The organism is Maribacter aquimaris, assembly GCF_014596745.1.
Taxonomy (GTDB): Bacteria; Bacteroidota; Bacteroidia; order Flavobacteriales; family Flavobacteriaceae; genus Maribacter_A; species Maribacter_A aquimaris.
Genome location: NZ_JABTCF010000006.1, coordinates 83,573 through 101,399, shown reverse-complemented (window position 1 = coordinate 101,399; position 17,827 = coordinate 83,573). Strand labels below are relative to the sequence as shown.

The window sequence follows — 17,827 nt, the reverse complement described above, 5'->3', positions numbered from 1 at the left end:
TAGGTTTATGACAATGTTGTTATTTGTTTTAATGTCTTCTTAACGAAAAACTATTCAACACCACCTTTGGTGTTGTCTTGCCATTCTTTAAGTTCGTCCCATTTGCCATCAGCAGCCATTTTGGCTTGTTTAGGCCATGACGTTGGGTCTAAGTGTGCCATTCTAGAACTTGCTTCTGTCAAGATTTCCTTGATGTTATCGGCGTTGGCCTCTGCTAATTGCGCATAGGTTTTAATACCTGACTTAACAATGGCTTCGGCGGCTTTAGGGCCTATTCCTTCTACTTTGGTAAGGTCGTCGGCTTCAACGGTTGTTGGTTCGGTAGCTTCCACTTTAGGGGCTTCGACTACTTTTTCCTCAGCTACTTTTTCTTCAACTACTGCAGGTGCTGGTGCAGGTGTAGGAGCTGGTGTTGATTTTTCTTCTTTTTTGGCTTTTGGCGCTTCGCTTTGTTTCTCGGCTTTACGCTCGGATAAACCTTCGGCAACAGCATCGGTAACCTGACCCATGATGATATCAATGGATTTTGATGCATCGTCATTGGAAGGAATGATATAATCGATATCCCTAGGGTCGCAATTGGTATCTACCATGGCGAAAATTGGAATATTCAATTTAAGGGCTTCCTTAACGGCGATGTGTTCTCTCATGGTGTCTACGATGAAAAGAGCACCAGGAAGACGGGTCATTTCAGAAATGGAACCTAAGTTCTTTTCTAATTTAGCCCTTAAACGATCAACTTGTAAGCGTTCTTTTTTGGAAAGTGTGTTGAAGGTGCCATCTTTCTTCATTCTGTCAATGGAGGCCATTTTCTTAACGGCTTTACGAATGGTTACAAAGTTGGTCAACATTCCTCCAGGCCATCTTTCAGTAATGTAAGGCATGTTTACCTTGGCTACTTTATCTGCAACGATGTCCTTCGCTTGTTTTTTTGTGGCAACGAAAAGTATTTTTCTGCCAGATGCAGCAATTTTTTTAAGGGCCTCGTTGGCCTCATCCAATTTTGCTACTGTTTTGTAAAGGTTGATGACGTGGATTCCGTTACGCTCCATGTAGATGTAGGGCGCCATGTTAGGATTCCATTTTCTTGTTAGGTGGCCAAAATGCACACCTGCTTCCAATAATTCTTTTACTTCGACTTTCGCCATTTTAAATTTAGTTTACGTTCTTTTGAATTAGCAATGTTGGAGTGGTATTGCGAAATAACGCAAAGCCTCCAGCATTTAGATGCTAAACTAATTTACCCGGGAACGATATGGTTTTTATATCGTAAACTCCCATTAGAAATGGGAATCGGGATTTTTTAATTGACCCAAAAGAGGGACTTTCAATGAACAAGTTAGAAAATATAATAAAGGTGCCCTTCGAAAAGAGCACCTGAAAAATTTGATATTAACGTTTGGAGAATTGGAACTTCTTACGGGCTTTCTTTTGACCGAATTTCTTACGTTCAACCATTCTTGGGTCCCTGGTCAATAGTCCTTCAGGTTTAAGGGCAATCCTGTTTTCCTCATCAATTTCACATAAAGCTCTTGAAAGTGCTAAACGGATGGCTTCTGCCTGTCCAGTTATACCACCACCATAAACATTAACCTTGACATCGTAGTTGTCCTCCGTGTTGGTCAATGCAAATGCTTGCTTCACTTTATATTGAAGGGTCGCTGTAGGGAAATAGTTGGTCACATCCCTGTTGTTAACCGTTATATCTCCTTTACCTTCTGAAAGATAAACTCGGGCAACGGCCGTTTTTCTTCTCCCTATTTTGTGAATTACTTCCATTATTTAAGGTCGTTTAAATTTATTACAGTTGGTTTTTGGGCTACTTGATCGTGGTTTGCACCTACATAAACCTTAAGGTTTCTGAAAAGATCTGCACCTAACCTATTTTTAGGAAGCATTCCTTTGATTGCTTTTTCAACGATTCTTCCGGGATTTTTCTCCAACATCTGTTTCACACTTGTAGTGCGTTGGCCTCCTGGGTAACCTGTGTAGCGACTGTACGTTTTGCTGTCCCATTTATTTCCCGTTAGGGTAATTTTTTCAGCATTGATGATAACAACGTTGTCTCCACAATCAACATGGGGAGTGAAATTAGGTTTATGTTTGCCTCTAAGTAATTTGGCAACTTTAGAAGCTAGACGTCCTAATGTCTCTCCTTCAGCATCAACCAATAACCACTGTTTATTAACAGTAGCTCTATTGGCAGAAATAGTCTTGTAGCTTAATGTGTCCACACTAATATTTTTATTGATTAAATACTTCAATCCCTATAAACGGGGTGCAAATGTACAATTAATATGCAGAAATACAAATGCAAATGCAAAAATCGTAATATTTTTTCGATTTAAAAAAGAGTTTGTCAAGTACTTCTTTTTTTTCTGTTACTGGATAGGCGAAAACCCCCTGGATATTATCGTAAAAAGGGTGATTACAGGCTGAACTGTAACTTTTCCTTTTTGCGATCGTCTTTAGGACAACATCAATCAATTAATAATCATTAGATGAAGACCAGCCTTCTATTGTTTTGTTCAATTTTTATTGTACAAACAACTTCACTTGCCCAGGATTCGACAGTCGTCATACCGAAAAGGATTTATACTACGAAAGCTTTAAATGATGTAAAACCGCCACTGATCGATGGGAAGTTGAATGATGAATCATGGAATAATGTAGCTTGGGAAGATGGTTTCATTGAGTCGCGGCCCGATGAGAATACGGCCCCGAGCAATCAGACCCGATTTAAGATTACGTATGATCAAAAGTTTGTATATGTTGGTATACAATGTTTGGATACTGAACCGGAAAAAATTGTCAAACGTCTTTCACGTCGTGATGGTTTCGATGGGGATTGGGTCGGTATTTTTATCGACAGTTATTATGATAAACGGACTGCCTTTGGTTTTATTGTTTCTGCCGCTGGGGTAAAAGGGGACGTTTTTGAATCGAATAACGGGGGGAACGAGGATGATAGTTGGAATCCGATTTGGTATACCAAAACCAGTGTTGATGGAGATGGTTGGAATGCGGAAATGAAGATTCCGTTAAGTCAGTTAAAATTCGGGAAGTCCAAGGAACAGGTTTGGGGTTTTGAGGTGATGCGAAGGCATTTTAGGGAGGAGGAACGTTCCGTGTGGCAGCGCCTACCACCTGATACGGGTGGTTTTGTGAGTGAGTTTGGTGAGTTGCATGGTTTAATGGATTTGGAACCCCAAAAGCAATTGGAAATACAGCCGTACACGGTAGGTAGTTTAAAAACGTATGAGGCTGAGGAAGGTAACCCCTTTCTTGATGGAAACGATGGTCATTTGGCTGTTGGCCTTGATGCGAAAATCGGAATCACCAATGATTTGACTATGGACTTGACCATTAATCCTGATTTTGGCCAGGTAGAGGCAGATCCTTCTGCCATAACCTTGGACGGTTTTCAGATTTTCTTTGAGGAACAACGCCCGTTCTTTGTGGAGAACAAGAACATTTTTGACTATAGTGTGTCTTCTTCCCAAGCCGGAAATACCTTTGGTTCGGACAACGTTTTCTATTCGCGCCGTATCGGACGTAGTCCCCAAGGAAACCCTGAGGTGTCTGACAATGAATTTGTTGATCAACCCGAGAACACCAATATTTTGGGGGCTGTCAAATTTAGTGGCAAGACAAAAAATGGATGGTCTATTGGTGTTTTAGAGAGTGTTACGGCAAGAAAACAAGCGACGATAGATGACAAAGGGGTCCGTAGAAAAGAGGTAGTTGAACCCTTGACCAATTATTTTGTAGGTCGTTTGCAAAAAGACTTCAACAATCGTAACAGTTATATTGGTGGCATATTCACGGCAACCAATAGGGAACGATTGACATCCGGTCTTGATTTTTTACATAAGTCGGCATTCACGGGCGGTTTTGATTTTAAGCATCAATGGAATGATCGTGATTGGTATGTTGGGGGTGATGTTATTTGGAGTCATGTACAGGGTAGTGCCCAGGCAATCCAAAACACCCAGGAATCCATCGCACATTTATTTCAGAGGATTGGTGCAGGCCATGTTGGGTTAGATTCCACTAGAACCTCACTATCGGGAACAGGAGGGAACCTACAACTTGGAAAAATCGGGAATGGACATTGGAAATTTGAGACCGGGGCGACATGGCGTTCACCGGAACTCGAGTTGAATGATATAGGGTTTCAAAGACGTTCCGATGATATTCGACATTATACCTGGGTAGGCTATCAGACCTTGAAGCCGGACAATACCTTTCGGAAGGTGGGTGTCAATTATAATCATTGGAGTGTTTGGGATTTTGGAGGAAATTTTAACAGCCTAATGTTCAATACCAATTCATGGCAAAATTGGAAAAACAATTGGTATAGCAATCTTGGGTTCAATTATGAACCCATTTCCTACTCGAATTTTGCCTTACGTGGTGGACCCCGACTTAGGGAATCCCCCCAATTATCCTTTTGGAATGGTATTGAAATGGATGGGCGAAAAAAATTGAGATTTGATTTTTTTCATAATGGAAATAAAGCTGCCGACAATTCCTTTAGTTCCTACTACGCGGAATTCGGTATCGTTTATCAACCCTTTAATTCGTTGCGGATTTCCGCATCGCCTGAATATGGCATCAATAAAAACAAATTACAGTACATCGATAATTTGGATGTGAAGGGTCAAACCCGATATTTAAATGGTACGGTGGATCAAAGGACCTTGAGCATGTCATTCCGTCTTAATTACACCATAAACCCAAATCTTACCATTCAGTATTGGGGGCAACCCTTTATCTCTCGCGGAAGATATAGCGATTTCAAGGAAGTGACCGATCCTTTGGCCAAGAATTTCGAAAATCGTATTTCCCCGTTTTTGGAGAATCAGATCACACTCTCCGATAATGAATACGCGGTTGATGATGATTTGGATGGTGTTTCCGATTTTAGTTTTGATAACCCTGATTTCTCTTTTGTACAGTTCCGTTCCAACTTGGTACTTCGTTGGGAATACACCCCTGGGTCGGAAATTTTCCTGGTCTGGTCGCAGGATTTATCACAAACGGGAAATCCGCGGGAAATGCTTTTTCAGGACCTACAGGATAATGTTTTCAATAACGAGAAACCACAGAATATCTTCTTGATAAAGGCTACTTATCGTTTTATTTTATAGGGTGTATTGGCAAGAAGTATAATAGAACATCTATTTTTGCGTTTAGGGTTTGTTGAAAATCAATTCGAAATAAGAGATGAAACATTATAAATTTTTCTTTGTATTACTTGTGTTTACGGCCTTATCCTGTTCTTCGGATAAGGAGGATGATGTGCTGGATGCCACTTCGATCGTTGGGACTTGGGATGCCACGGGATTAATGATAGATAGCGAAACAGCAAGCGATGATGCAAAAAATGCAAGGGATATACTTGACTTTTTAACAGCAAAGGATTGTTACATTCTGGCTTTTACATTTAAGAGCGATTTGACTGTTACAGCGCATAATTCTTCGAACTATCTCGAGATCAATGTAAATTCAACCGGGACCGGATTGGATATTCCCTGTCCTACTGAAAGTGATGTTGAAACGAGTACCTATACGTTTGATGGAGCTGTGTTGACAATCGTCGATAGCGAAGGGGAAACGGTCAATGTAGATGTGGAAATCGATGGGGATACCATGATTATCGATGCTTCCGATCTTGATATTCCCAATTTCAATGAAGGTGGTGAATTGATTTTTGCGAGAAGGTAAAGTAGGATATTTGAAGATGAAAAAGAGTCCCGATTATCAGTCAGGGCTTTTTATTTCTTATAAAATTTTGTCTGTACTTTTTGCTCTTGGGAAATAATGGTTACCATATAGATACCTGCATTTAATGATGCAACGGGAATGTTCAAGGCATTGGTCTTTATTTGCCACTGATACTTTAAAAGGGTGTTTCCGTAGATGTCAGAAATAACAATATCGGCCCTAACGCTGTTTTTTAACCCAAGAATATTGATCACATTGGTTGCCGGGTTGGGAAATACCTTTATTTTTTGAACTGTTTCGTTTTGGGAAGCTTGGTTTCCCGAAAGGGTGTTGTCTTGCGCTTGCCCGGCATAGGAGCACATTAAAACGACCATACAAATCAATACCATCCTTCCCATCTTCCTTCGGTATTTTGGATTACCTCTTTGTCAATAACGTGGAATATGGAATGTTTAGTGTTATTGTTCTGCTAATAAAAGGTTAAAAATGAAAGCGTTGGATTTTGGGGTGTTTTCTTTCATTGGGTTCATCAATGCGCCTCGAGCCAATTTTGCCCAATGCCCAAGTCAACATCCAAGGGAACAGCAAGTTTATAGGCATTTTCCATTTCCGATTTGATCATGGTCTGTAACGCTTCCAATTCGGGTTTGTATACATCAAAAACCAATTCATCATGTACCTGTAAAAGCATTTTGGATTTGTAATTGCCTTCTTCAAGTTTTCTGTGGATGTTGATCATCGCGATTTTAATGATATCCGCGGCACTCCCTTGAATCGGGGCGTTTACGGCATTCCGTTCTGCGGCTCCTCGGACAATGGCATTACTGCCATTGATGTCCTTTAAATACCTGCGTCTGCCCAAAACGGTCTGTACGTAACCATTATCGCGGGCAAAATCGATCTGTTCACTTATAAAGCTCCGTAATTTGGGATAGGTTTTGTAATAGGTTTCTATCAATTCCTTGGCTTCAGAACGGGAAAGATCGGTTTGGTTGCTTAGTCCAAATGCCGATACTCCATAGATGATCCCGAAATTCACGGTTTTGGCATTGCTACGTTGTTCTCGGGTTACTTCGGCCAACGGAACATTGAAGACTTTGGAAGCCGTGGAGGCGTGAATGTCCTCACCGTTCTTAAAAGCCTCAATCATGGTTGTCTCGTTGCTTAAGGCGGCAATAATCCGCAATTCGATCTGGGAATAATCCGCTGCCAACAGGATGTAATTTTCATCCCTTGGAACAAAGGCTTTGCGTACTTGACGCCCACGTTCCGTTCGTATGGGGATGTTCTGTAGGTTCGGGTTGTTGCTGCTCAAACGTCCCGTGGCCGCTACGGTTTGCATGTAATCGGTGTGTACCCTCCCGGTTGAAGGTTCAATCTGCTCTGGCAAGGCATCGATATAAGTGCTCTTTAATTTTGAGAGTCCGCGATAATCCAATACATTTTGAACAATCCCATGGTCCTTGGCCAAGTACGAAAGTACATCCTCAGCGGTGGAATATTGTCCGGTTTTGGTTTTTTTGGGCTTGTCGACCAACTTCAATTTATCAAAGAGTATTTCGCCCAATTGTTTGGGTGATGCGATGTTGAATTCCTGATCGGCCTCCTTGTATATTTTTTCTTGAAGATTCAGGATATCGTTGTCGAGATCCTCGGAAAGGGAGTGTAAGAATTCCTTATCCAGGGTGATACCTTCCAGTTCCATGTCCGCCAGAACGTGCAAAAGCGGTATTTCAATAGTATTGAATAGCTCTTCGGTCTTGGCATCGGCCAACTCGGGCCTAAAATGTTGTGCAAGTTGAAAGGTGATGTCGGCATCCTCAACGGCATATTCGGTTTGTTTTTCCAAAGGCACATCACGCATGCTTAATTGGTTTTTGCCTTTTTTGCCAATGAGCTCGGTTATCGAAACCGGGGTGTAATTCAAATAGGTTTCCGAGAGTATGTCCATATTGTGGCGCATATCGGGATTGATTAGGTAGTGGGCCAACATCGTGTCAAAACATTTGCCTTTGACCTGAATATTGTATTTGTGCAATACCTTGATGTCGTACTTCAGGTTTTGTCCGATTTTCTCAATGTCTTCCGCCTCGAAAAAAGGTCTTAATTGCTCAATTTGTTCTTGGGCCTCATCCCTGCTGTCCGGGAAAGGAATATAAAATCCTTTTCCTGCTTCCCAAGAAAATGCGATCCCTACCAATTCGGCTGTTAACGGGTTCAATCCTGTGGTTTCCGTATCAAAGCACACCGATGGTTGTTTCATCAGGTTCTGCATAAAGAGTTTCATGGCCATAGGACTTGTGACACTCTGGTAGACATGCGAAACATCCTTAATTGTTTTTCTGCCTGAGGTTTCCGAGGTGGTCGCAGGGGCATTGCCGTCGTTTCCAAATAGGGAAAACTGTCCGATACCGGCTTCGGATGCTGCTTTTTTTGGGGAAGATGAACCAGTTTTGGTTTCGTTTGCTTGGGGAGCGTCGGGAGCGAATATTTTTGCGAATTGATCTTTGAGCCGCCTAAATTCGAGCTCGTCAAATATTTTTTGAACCTTTTCATTGTCCGGTTCGGACATTTCATAATCCTTGGCATCGAATTGCACATCGACAGTAGTGCAAATCGTGGCCAGTTTTTTTGAAAGTATGCCGAGTTCACCATTTTCCTCGACCTTCTCTTTCATTTTGCCTTTGAGCTTGTCGGTATTGGCAAGAAGTCCTTCCAAAGAACCAAATTCATTGATGAATTTTTTGGCAGTCTTGTCCCCAACGCCAGGAAGGCCTGGGATGTTATCACTGGCATCACCCATCATACCCAGATAATCGATCACTTGTTCGGGGCGTTCAACCCCAAAACGTTTCTGTATTTCGGGGATGCCCCAAATCTCGATGCCGTTACCCATACGTGCTGGGCGGTACATAAAAATATTCTCTGAAACCAATTGGCCAAAATCCTTATCCGGGGTAACCATAAAAACCTTGTATTCCTCTTTTTCGGCCTGTTTGGCCAATGTGCCGATAATATCATCGGCTTCCCAGCCCTCTTGGACCACTACGGGAATGTGCATGGCCTTCAAGATTTCTTGGATGTATGGGACTGCGATTTTTATGGCATCGGGGGTTTCCAAACGGTTTGCTTTGTACTCAGGGAACATTTCGGTGCGTTCGGCACTGCCTCCTTTGTCAAAACAAACGGCCAAATGGTCCGGTTTTTCACGTCTGATGACATCAAAAAGGGAATTCGTGAACCCCATAATGGCAGAAGTGTCCATGCCTTTGGAATTTATTCTTGGGTTTTTTATAAGTGCATAGTACCCGCGAAATATCAAAGCGAAGGCATCCAATAAAAAAAGTCGTTTTTGTTCGGCCATTTTAGATAATTAGTTGTGCGAAGTTAAAAATACGAAGTTTCTTTTCGTACCTATTTATTTTTTAAGATTTAATGAATGAATCGGAAGGATGGTTGATATGTCCGGCTTCCGAATATTGCCGATAGGTAAACCCAGGTTGTATACAGAAACTACCGGTTTCCCCCTTTTTGTTGATGGCAATAAAGCCAATTTGAAAATCGGTATTGTCCTTGTTTTTGGCAATGATCCGTTTTACGCCTTCCTCACAAGCTTCCTGGGGCGATTTTCCTTGACGCATCAATTCTACGATCAAAAAGCTTCCCACGGTGCGTACGACCTCCTCGCCAACACCGGTCGCAGTGGCGCCACCGACCTCATTGTCGACAAAGAGTCCTGCCCCGATTATGGGCGAATCCCCAACACGGCCAGCGTATTTGTAAGCCATGCCACTTGTGGTACAGGCTCCTGAGATGTCGCCGTTCCTGTCAATGGCCAACATACCGATGGTATCGTGGTTTTCAATGTTGATGATGGGCTTGTATTGCGATGTCTTTTTCCACTCCAACCATTCCTGTTTTGATTTTTCGGTAAGTAGGTTTACTTTTTCAAAACCCTTTTCATAAGCGAATTGTTCAGCTCCTTTGCCAGCCAACATTACATGGGGTGTGTCTTCCATGACCTTTCTGGCGACGGAAACCGGGTGTGCGATATTCTGCATGCACAATACTGCGCCGCAGTTTCCATCCTTGTCCATGATACAGGAATCCAAGGTCACATTTCCGTTACGGTCAGGCCGTCCCCCAATACCTACGGTTTGGTTATTTTCATCAGCTTCCTCAATCATGACTCCCTGCTCAACGGCATCCAAGGCGCTTCCTCCGACCTTCAATACCTCCCATGCTTTTGCTGTGGCGTTTTCAAAATTCCATGTGCAAATAGCTATAGGTTTTATTTCGGTAGGGATGTCATTTGTCTTAGTTTCAATCTTTTTGATGTCTTGGCATGAAGCCAATAGCGGGGCGGAAACCAATCCGGCGGTAATCGTACTTGAATTTTTCAGGAACTTTCTTCGTTTCATCTATATGTGTTACTTAATTTTAGGGAGTTAAATATAAGAATATGTTAGTAGAAGTTTGTGCCAATTCGTTGGAATCTGCGATGAATGCTGAAAAAGCAGGAGCGGATAGGATCGAGTTGTGTTCCGAGTTGGCGGTTGGTGGAATCACACCTTCCTTTGGATTGTTGAAAAGCGTTAAGGAAAATATCGGTATTCCCGTGCATGTGCTTATTCGCCCTCGTAGTGGTGACTTCAGTTATACCGATGGTGAGTTCAATAGTATGAAGCAAGATATAGCCCTTTGTGTTGAAATGGGTTTCGACGGAATCGTATCGGGGGTTTTACATACCGATTTTAGGTTGAATGTGGAGCGTACCAAAGAATTGGTCGAATTGTCGAAAGGTTTGAAATTCACCTTTCATCGTGCCTTTGATTGGGTCTTGGATCCATTACAGACCATGAAACAATTGGAAGGTTTGGGTATCGATTACATTCTGTCTTCCGGTCAGGAAAAGTCCGCCTTGGAAGGGATAGCGTTATTGTCCCGCCTAAATGATATAGCTACCTCATGTGTGGTAATGCCGGGCGGAGGGGTAAATGCGGGTAATGTTCATAAATTCAAGGATAGTGGATTTAAGGTGGTTCATTTATCAGGAACATCCTTTGTGCCTCGATTGAAGGTTGATCCGAAGGTTTCTATGAATTCAGCCTCTTTTTTACAGGATCAAGGTGTCTTTGTTTCCAATGTGGAAGCGATTCGGAACGTATTGAAAGAAGTTAAATAAACCGTAAATGGTGTTCATGGCATCCTTAGATGAAATAACTTTGCTAAAAATAGGATTATGTTACGTTGGATAATTTTTGTAGCCCTCTATACTGCACTTGGTTTCTATGCCTTACAGGCTCTTAGGGCGGTTACTAGATACCCATGGGTCTATTTTACCTATATTGGTATTTCTTTGGTCGTATTGTTGAATTTCATCTATCAATTTGCTTGGGGTGATGATGCGGGAAGGGTTTTGAGCCGGCCCAAGAGTTATGCCTTTGGGTTTTTGTTGACCATCCTTACATTTAATGTCATTACGGTGATATTTCTTTTTTCGGAAGACCTCTTTCGTTTTTTGAGTGGCACCTACAATAAGTTTTTTGGGGGCAATAAGGAATTTACTTTTCCGGAACGCAGAAGGTTTTTGAGTATGATTGCCATGGGAATAGCCGCCTTGCCATTTGGGGCATTGCTTTACGGTATGTATCGGGGCAAGTATAATTTTCAAGTGTTGAAATACCAATTGGAATTTGACGATCTTCCCGATGCTTTCGATGGCTATCAGATTACACAGATTTCCGATATACATAGTGGTAGTTTTGACAATCGAAAAAAAATAGAATATGCCATAGACCTTATTAATAAACAAAAAAGTGATGTTATTTTGTTTACAGGTGATTTGGTGAATAATATGGCCGAGGAGATGATTCCTTGGAAAGAGACCTTTGCGCGATTGGAGGCAAAGGAAGGTAAGTTCTCTATTTTGGGGAACCATGATTACGGCGATTATGTAGATTGGGACACCCCGGAATTGAAAAGTAAGAATCTCGAGGACCTTAAAGTTATACAGCGCGAAATCGGTTTTGATCTTTTGTTGAATGAAAGCCGGTATTTGAAGAAAGGAGACGATAAGATTGCTTTGGTAGGTGTTGAGAATTGGGGTAGGGGCGGATTTAAAAAAGCCGGTGATCTTTCAAAAGCTACTGAAACCATTTCAAAAGATGACTTTAAGATTTTAATGAGCCATGACCCGTCGCATTGGGAAGATGTCGTTATTGATGATGACTATCATTACCATCTTACTTTGAGTGGTCATACCCATGGTATGCAGTTTGGGATTGAAATACCGGGTTGGGTCAAATGGAGCCCTATTAAATGGCGTTATAAGTATTGGGCGGGCATCTATAAGGAAATGGGGCAGTATATCAATGTCAATCGCGGATTTGGGTATTTGGGTTATCCAGGCAGGGTTGGAATTTGGCCTGAAATTACGGTGATTACCTTAAGAAAAAAGGCGTTAACATGATTTTAACGGCCAACTAGGAGCACAAAATAGCGGCAAAAACTGGTTTTTTAACATTTTTTCTTACATTTGATTTGTAACCGAAACAACTCTATATGTCTAAGTTTGGTGAACTGATAGATTTACATGTACCAGTATTGTTGGATTTCTATGCTGAGTGGAACGAACAATCAACCGCAATGCATCCCGTACTTAGGGATGTGGCGGCCGCCCTTGGTGATAAGGGGAAGGTCATAAAAATCGATGTGGATAAAAACAAGGAACTTTCCCAGGCACTTCGTGTAAAGGGGTTGCCTACCTTGATGATTTATAAAAAAGGGGAAATGGTCTGGCGCCAAAGTGGCGAACAGGATGCCAATACCCTAATCGGTATTCTAAACGAATACGTCTAATCTTTTTTTTTACTGGTAATCTGGCCTGTGGGTAAGGTATTCAATTGACATGGTATTTGGTCAAAATTGAAGGGTCACTTGTGTGATTTTTAATTTTGACCAAATAGCAGTTGCCAATAGGTTGTTTGGTTCTGGAATCCCAATTATTCTTCGACAGATTCAATAGTGCTCATAGTGTCAATGGCAATGGTGTCCGATACGTCAGGATTGCCTTCGTTGATCAATGGTTCCTCTGGGATTTCATCCTGATAGAAATGACTGAATTTATCGATGTATTCATTGAATATCATAGTTTCCTTTTCTGCCATTTCACGGTCATTGTTCTCGATAAGTACATCGATCAACCTTCGATAGGATTCCATGTCAGAGATGATGTCATCGATTTTCTTGTACTGCTGATCCAAGGGAGTCCCTTCGTAATATTCCAATCGTTCTTGGTATATTTTCTTTAGCGAGGAGTATATTTCATGGGCCTTGCTGGTTTCCCCGACTTTGTAATAACCATCTATGAAGGGTAAAACAAAGTGGTAGTAGCCAAAGTATTCCACGGGTATTTTCTCCATGGCCAAATCAATGATGTTCTTGGCCTTGTCAATTTTGTTTTCTTTGATCAATTGCTCCATTAAACGGGCAAGGTTGCTGCGATACGAAATACCTTGGACCCTGGTTTGTGGGTCATGGTAGATTCTAGGGTCACCTGAATTACCCCAATACCATTTGGTGACGATATCGTACATAAGTTCAGTGTCAATCCTACCCATATCAAACGAATTGCTTCGTTCGGTTTTTATAGGGACCAATTTATACGCCATTCCATCCAATTGAAGATAGTCTTTCATCCAAATGAATTCAGCATCATCGAAGCTTCCACCAGAGAAATACAAGGGTCTTTTCCAATCGTTGTTGGCGACAATGTCCAACATCATCATGCTTTTCTTGGTAATGGCACTAGGTAGGTTGATGTCGATATAGTCTACAATTTGTGCAGAGTCCTTTGCTTTTACCAAACCGCTCTCAAGTACATTCTTTTTGTTGACGGGAATTCGGATTTTCTGGGTGGGGTAGTACACCAGGTTTTGGGTGTTCTCAGGGTATTCATCTACATCAATATCCTGTTTTTCCAAGAAAAACTTGAATTTGGTCTGGGGTTTGTCACTGTCGATCCAGTCGATAAAATCCTTTATGTTCCATCGGCTTTTGGATACTTCACGATTGAATAGGGGGTCAACATTTTGGAAATACAAAACATCCCGTGAGCCCCATCTATACTTCTCGTGGGTTATTTGGGAAGGTATAGGGTCACTTGAGTAGGCTTTTCGTTTCATTTGGTCTACATACCAGTCGGTCTCGAAAAGACTTGTACAGACAATCCGTACATCAGTCCTGTAATTTTCGATCTCTTGGGCAAACCAGAGTGGAAAGGTGTCGTTATCCCCAATGGTGAATAAGATGGCACCTGCATCCTTTTGGCACGAATCCAAATAGGCCTTTGCCGAGGATTCCGCTGTAAAACGATTCGATCGATCATGGTCGTCCCAATTCTGTACGGCCATTACGGTAGGTACTGCCAATAAGCATATAAGGGTCACCGCTGGTGCCAATATCTTTGGTGAGAGCCATTTTTTAAATTCATCGAACAATCCGTAGACCCCGAGACCAATCCACAAGGCGAAGACATAGAAAGAGCCCACAAGGGAATAATCCCTTTCCCGCGGTTGGAATATGTAGGGGTTCGTGTAAAATTGTATGGCGATTCCCGTAAATAAAAAGAAAATAAACAGGACCCAAAATTGTTTGGGGTTTCTCGATACTTGAAAGAGGATTCCGATAATACCAAGGATCAGGGGTAAAAAGAAATAGGTATTCCGGGCTTTATTGTTTTTGATGTCACTGGGCAGGTTCTCCTGGCTTCCGTGAAAGACACTATCGATGATGGGAATACCCGATAGCCATTTGCCGTTTTCGTCGTAGCGACCTTGGACATCGTTGTTCTTTCCGACAAAATTCCACATAAAATAGCGCCAGTACATGTAGCCGAATTGGAATTCGAACATGTATTTTACATTGTCCCAAACTGATGGGGGTTGCACTTCGAGATATTCATCGAACCGTTTTAGGAAACTTATATATTGTTCGGCATCTATCTCCCCATTGGCATATCCGGTTTTTACTTGCTGTACGGCCTCACGAAGTTCATCGTTCGGTTTTTTCATTTTGAAATCCAAGGGACCAAAATACCGCATATAGTTCTCTGCATGTTGGCCGCTCCACATGCGGGGTAAGATTCCCTTGTGCTTTTCATTGGAGTCCTGTAATGCATTCTTGTAATGGTTTACGATAACATATTTTCCTTTTTCAAGGTCTTTTTCATATTTGGGTTTGTCATCCATTTCCTTTCCCGCAGGAGCGAAAATATCGGAGTAATATGCCCCGTAAACGGGACTGTCCACGCCAGGGTATTGTTCCCTATTGTAGTAAGCCAACAGTGATCTAGCGTCTGATGGGTTGTTTTCGTTGATCACCACATTGGCATTCGCCCTGATAGGTAAGAGTAACCAGGTGGAAAAACCAAAGAACAGGAACATGATGCACAATACAATGGTGTTGGCGTCCCGATAATTGTTTTTCCGGGTATACATTAATCCGAAATAGAATGTGGCTATAAATAGGAGTCCCATAATCAGGGAGCCTGAATTAAATGGCAACCCTATGGTGTTGACAAAATAGACCTCGGCCCATCCAAAAAGTTTAAGTACATAGGTCAATGAAAACTTATATACCAACATTAAAACGGCAACCACCGAAATATTGGCCAAAAGGAAGTTTTTTACGGTAGTGGTTTTATATTTTTTGAAATAATAAAGGAGTCCTACTGACGGTATGGCCAAAAAGCCCATAAACTGTATTCCGAAGGTCAGTCCCACGACAAATGAAATAAGGATAAGCCAGCGATTGCCGCGAGGGGTATCCAAATTGTCCGTCCATTTTAGACCTAGCCAAAGTAGTAATGCCATTACAAAACTTGCACTTGCATATACTTCGGTTTCTACGGCGTTAAACCAAAAACTATCGGAATAGGTGAATGCCAAGGCACCAACCAGTCCACTCCCTAAAACGGCTATCGATTTGCTATCGGTCAATACTTCCTTTTGACCGATTAGTTTTCGGGTAAGGTTTGTAATGGTCCAGAACATGAAAAGAATAGTAAAGGAGCTACTCACCCCGGAAACGTAATTGACCATACGGGCAATTTGATCGGGGTCCAGGGCAAACATGGCGAAAAAGGCGCCGAGCATTTGTAATAAGGGGGCTCCCGGAGGGTGACCGACCTGTAATTTGGCTGAGGTTGCGATATATTCCCCTGCATCCCAAAAGCTGCTGGTGGGCTCTACGGTGATGCTATATGTGATTAGGGCTATAAAGAAGACTACCCATCCGAGTATGGTGTCCCATTTTTCGAAATTCTTAGAAAACATGCAATTTTTGGTTTTACCTTGGGGGCGAATTTAGTAATTAATATAGACATCCTCATACAATTTTGATAAACCTTTAACAGGGCTAGTTTTGGTTTTTTTGGGCGATTGTATTAAAAATGTTTGCTCAAACCAAACTTTGTTTTAAATTTGCACGCTCTAAAGCTGAAATTATTCTTGTTTGTTTTGGGAATATGACTTTAGATGAGGTAATGGCCTATGGTGTAATTGGCAACACAGCTGGTTTTGGTCCAGTCGTTCTAGGTTCGAGTCCTAGTAGGCCAACAAATTTCATGTATAATCCCGATGTCCAATGATATCGGGATTTTTTCATTTTAGGGAAAAGCTGGGGTGGGAAGTTTATTGGGTAAGATCAAATGTTGTGTTTGTGGAAATTATCTGTCTTTTTTTGAAAGTACCCATTTATTCTTCGGTGATATCCGAATCGTCAATAGCCTTTTTCAAAGGGGTGTCTTCCTTGGATTCGGTGCTGGTGACTTCCAAATTCGGCGATGGGGTTGTTTCCTGTGTACTGTCCATTAGTTCTTCATCCAGCAGAACACCTGGTTTTTTGCCATCTTTGATCAGTGCCCATGTCATGATCAAGCTTGTCGCTATAATCACAAATAGTAAAATACCGGATTCAAAATTGGCAACCTGGGCCTCTTTGGGTATGGCATAAAATAATAGAACGGTGATCAATCCCCGGGGTGCTATGAATAATTGGGGCATTATGTCGCTGCCAAAGAAAGTTCGGAGTATTACGAATCGTATCAGGTAAATAGAAACGATGATCAAAACACTGACCAAAGCGACACTTAGGCTAAAAAGGGAGGAAATGGCAATGGTGAGTCCGAATATCACAAAGAAAAAGGTACGTACGATAAAGGCGGTTTCCAAGGTAATGATATGGAGTTCGTGGTACATTTGGCTTACCTTCCCTTTTTTTAAATATGTAGACAATCGCCCAGGGAAGAATAGTTTGACATTGGCGATGACCAAACCGAAAATCAGGATAATGATCAAGGAGGAAAGGTGGAATTTCTTTCCTATGGCGTATAACAATAAGAGTACGGCGATCAACAAAAAGAGTTTTGCCTGACTTTTGATTCTCTGGAAAATCAGGATAATGGCATAACTGGCGACCAGTGCAATGACAATGGTAATCAGTAGATTGATTGAAAAACCGGAAAACCCGGTGTCTTCCGCAGGGTTTAATCCCCCAATAAGAAAATAGAACATCATGATTCCCATAATGTCTGAAAAAGTGCTTTCGTAAATATGGAATTCCTTTTTGGTTTCACTAAGTCCGTTTACACTGGGGATGATTATGGCGCTTGATAAGATTGAAAGGGGAGTGGCGTATAGCCATGCCGACTGCATGCTCATTTCCGGTATAAATTGGTGCAGGATAATGGCGGCAACCCAGGCAGACCCCAATAGGCCTAAGAGTGCGATACCCATTGCTTTGATGATGGGTATGATTTTGTTCTTCTTGAGTTCAAGTTCCAAGGCGGCCTCAAGAACGATCATGATCAACCCTACAATGCCCAAAATTTCGAGGGCGCCGTCGAACTCGGGTTTGTCGGGCATGAAATACCCCATGGCGTATTGCAGGATAATGCCTAAAGCGATAAGCATTAGTACGGACGGTATGTTGGTCTTTTTCGAAAGGCTATTGAACCAGAAAGAGAGGATTACAATGATCGAAGCTTCGATTATTATGTTATATGAAGAAAAAATTTCCATAAAATAAGATCTTT

The 17,827-nt window shown here is 41.9% G+C and carries 13 protein-coding genes and 1 tRNA gene; 6 read left to right on the top strand and 8 right to left on the bottom strand.

Annotated features, from left to right (window positions below; translation table 11 throughout):
• Positions 1–50 precede the first annotated feature (50 nt).
• The 3 genes from rpsB to rplM all read right to left on the bottom strand — a co-directional run bounded on the left by rpsB (position 51) and on the right by rplM (position 2,234).
• A complete protein-coding gene (rpsB, locus tag HPE56_RS11015; RefSeq protein WP_188243813.1) occupies positions 51–1,148 on the bottom strand; it encodes a 30S ribosomal protein S2 in 1,098 nt (365 codons plus the stop codon).
• A 244-nt stretch (positions 1,149–1,392) separates the two neighbouring features.
• The gene (gene rpsI, locus HPE56_RS11010; RefSeq protein WP_188243812.1) at positions 1,393–1,779 is read right to left on the bottom strand and encodes a 30S ribosomal protein S9; all 387 of its coding nucleotides are present in this window, start codon (positions 1,777–1,779) and stop codon (positions 1,393–1,395) included.
• Positions 1,779–2,234 carry a 50S ribosomal protein L13 gene (rplM, locus tag HPE56_RS11005; RefSeq protein WP_188243811.1) on the bottom strand — a complete coding sequence of 152 codons (456 nt, stop codon included), beginning with the start codon at positions 2,232–2,234 and terminating at the stop codon, positions 1,779–1,781. The genes rpsI and rplM overlap by 1 nt, the downstream gene beginning before the upstream one ends.
• Positions 2,235–2,501: 267 nt before the next feature.
• Between rplM and HPE56_RS11000 the strand changes: the two genes are divergently transcribed.
• On the top strand, positions 2,502–5,153 hold the full coding sequence (locus HPE56_RS11000; protein WP_188243810.1) for a DUF5916 domain-containing protein: 2,652 nt from the start codon (positions 2,502–2,504) through the stop codon (positions 5,151–5,153).
• A 76-nt stretch (positions 5,154–5,229) separates the two neighbouring features.
• Positions 5,230–5,730 (top strand): lipocalin family protein, encoded by a 501-nt coding sequence (locus tag HPE56_RS10995; protein WP_188243809.1) that lies wholly within the window; start codon positions 5,230–5,232, stop codon positions 5,728–5,730.
• 50 nt (positions 5,731–5,780) lie between these two features.
• Here the strand turns inward: HPE56_RS10995 and HPE56_RS10990 are convergent, their stop codons facing one another.
• The 3 genes from HPE56_RS10990 to HPE56_RS10980 all read right to left on the bottom strand — a co-directional run bounded on the left by HPE56_RS10990 (position 5,781) and on the right by HPE56_RS10980 (position 10,151).
• Positions 5,781–6,128 carry a T9SS type A sorting domain-containing protein gene (locus tag HPE56_RS10990; protein WP_188243808.1) on the bottom strand — a complete coding sequence of 116 codons (348 nt, stop codon included), beginning with the start codon at positions 6,126–6,128 and terminating at the stop codon, positions 5,781–5,783.
• A 131-nt stretch (positions 6,129–6,259) separates the two neighbouring features.
• Positions 6,260–9,094, bottom strand: a complete 2,835-nt coding sequence (polA, locus tag HPE56_RS10985) for a DNA polymerase I (protein ID WP_188243807.1) — start codon at positions 9,092–9,094, stop codon at positions 6,260–6,262.
• 61 nt (positions 9,095–9,155) lie between these two features.
• The gene (locus tag HPE56_RS10980) at positions 9,156–10,151 is read right to left on the bottom strand and encodes an isoaspartyl peptidase/L-asparaginase family protein (protein WP_188243806.1); all 996 of its coding nucleotides are present in this window, start codon (positions 10,149–10,151) and stop codon (positions 9,156–9,158) included.
• A 41-nt stretch (positions 10,152–10,192) separates the two neighbouring features.
• Here HPE56_RS10980 and HPE56_RS10975 point away from each other — a divergent pair, with 41 nt between their 5' ends.
• The 3 genes from HPE56_RS10975 (at position 10,193) to HPE56_RS10965 (ending at position 12,591) form a co-directional block, all read left to right on the top strand.
• On the top strand, positions 10,193–10,915 hold the full coding sequence (locus HPE56_RS10975; RefSeq protein ID WP_188243805.1) for a copper homeostasis protein CutC: 723 nt from the start codon (positions 10,193–10,195) through the stop codon (positions 10,913–10,915).
• Positions 10,916–10,972: 57 nt separating this feature from the next.
• Positions 10,973–12,202, top strand: a complete 1,230-nt coding sequence (locus HPE56_RS10970) for a metallophosphoesterase (RefSeq protein WP_188243804.1) — start codon at positions 10,973–10,975, stop codon at positions 12,200–12,202.
• Positions 12,203–12,294: 92 nt separating this feature from the next.
• Complete coding sequence (locus HPE56_RS10965) at positions 12,295–12,591, top strand: thioredoxin family protein (RefSeq protein ID WP_109651210.1); 297 nt, start codon at positions 12,295–12,297, stop codon at positions 12,589–12,591.
• Between the two features lie 143 nt (positions 12,592–12,734).
• On the opposite strand, the gene HPE56_RS10960 is transcribed toward HPE56_RS10965, so the two are convergent.
• Positions 12,735–16,067: a glycosyltransferase family 117 protein gene (locus HPE56_RS10960; protein ID WP_188243803.1), complete on the bottom strand. Its 3,333-nt coding sequence runs from the start codon at positions 16,065–16,067 to the stop codon at positions 12,735–12,737.
• 210 nt (positions 16,068–16,277) lie between these two features.
• On the opposite strand from HPE56_RS10960, the gene HPE56_RS10955 reads away from it, so the two are divergent.
• Positions 16,278–16,349 (top strand) — tRNA-Gln (locus tag HPE56_RS10955).
• A 138-nt stretch (positions 16,350–16,487) separates the two neighbouring features.
• Here HPE56_RS10955 and HPE56_RS10950 read toward each other — a convergent pair.
• On the bottom strand, positions 16,488–17,813 hold the full coding sequence (locus HPE56_RS10950) for a cation:proton antiporter domain-containing protein (protein ID WP_188243802.1): 1,326 nt from the start codon (positions 17,811–17,813) through the stop codon (positions 16,488–16,490).
• Positions 17,814–17,827: the final 14 nt, after the last annotated feature.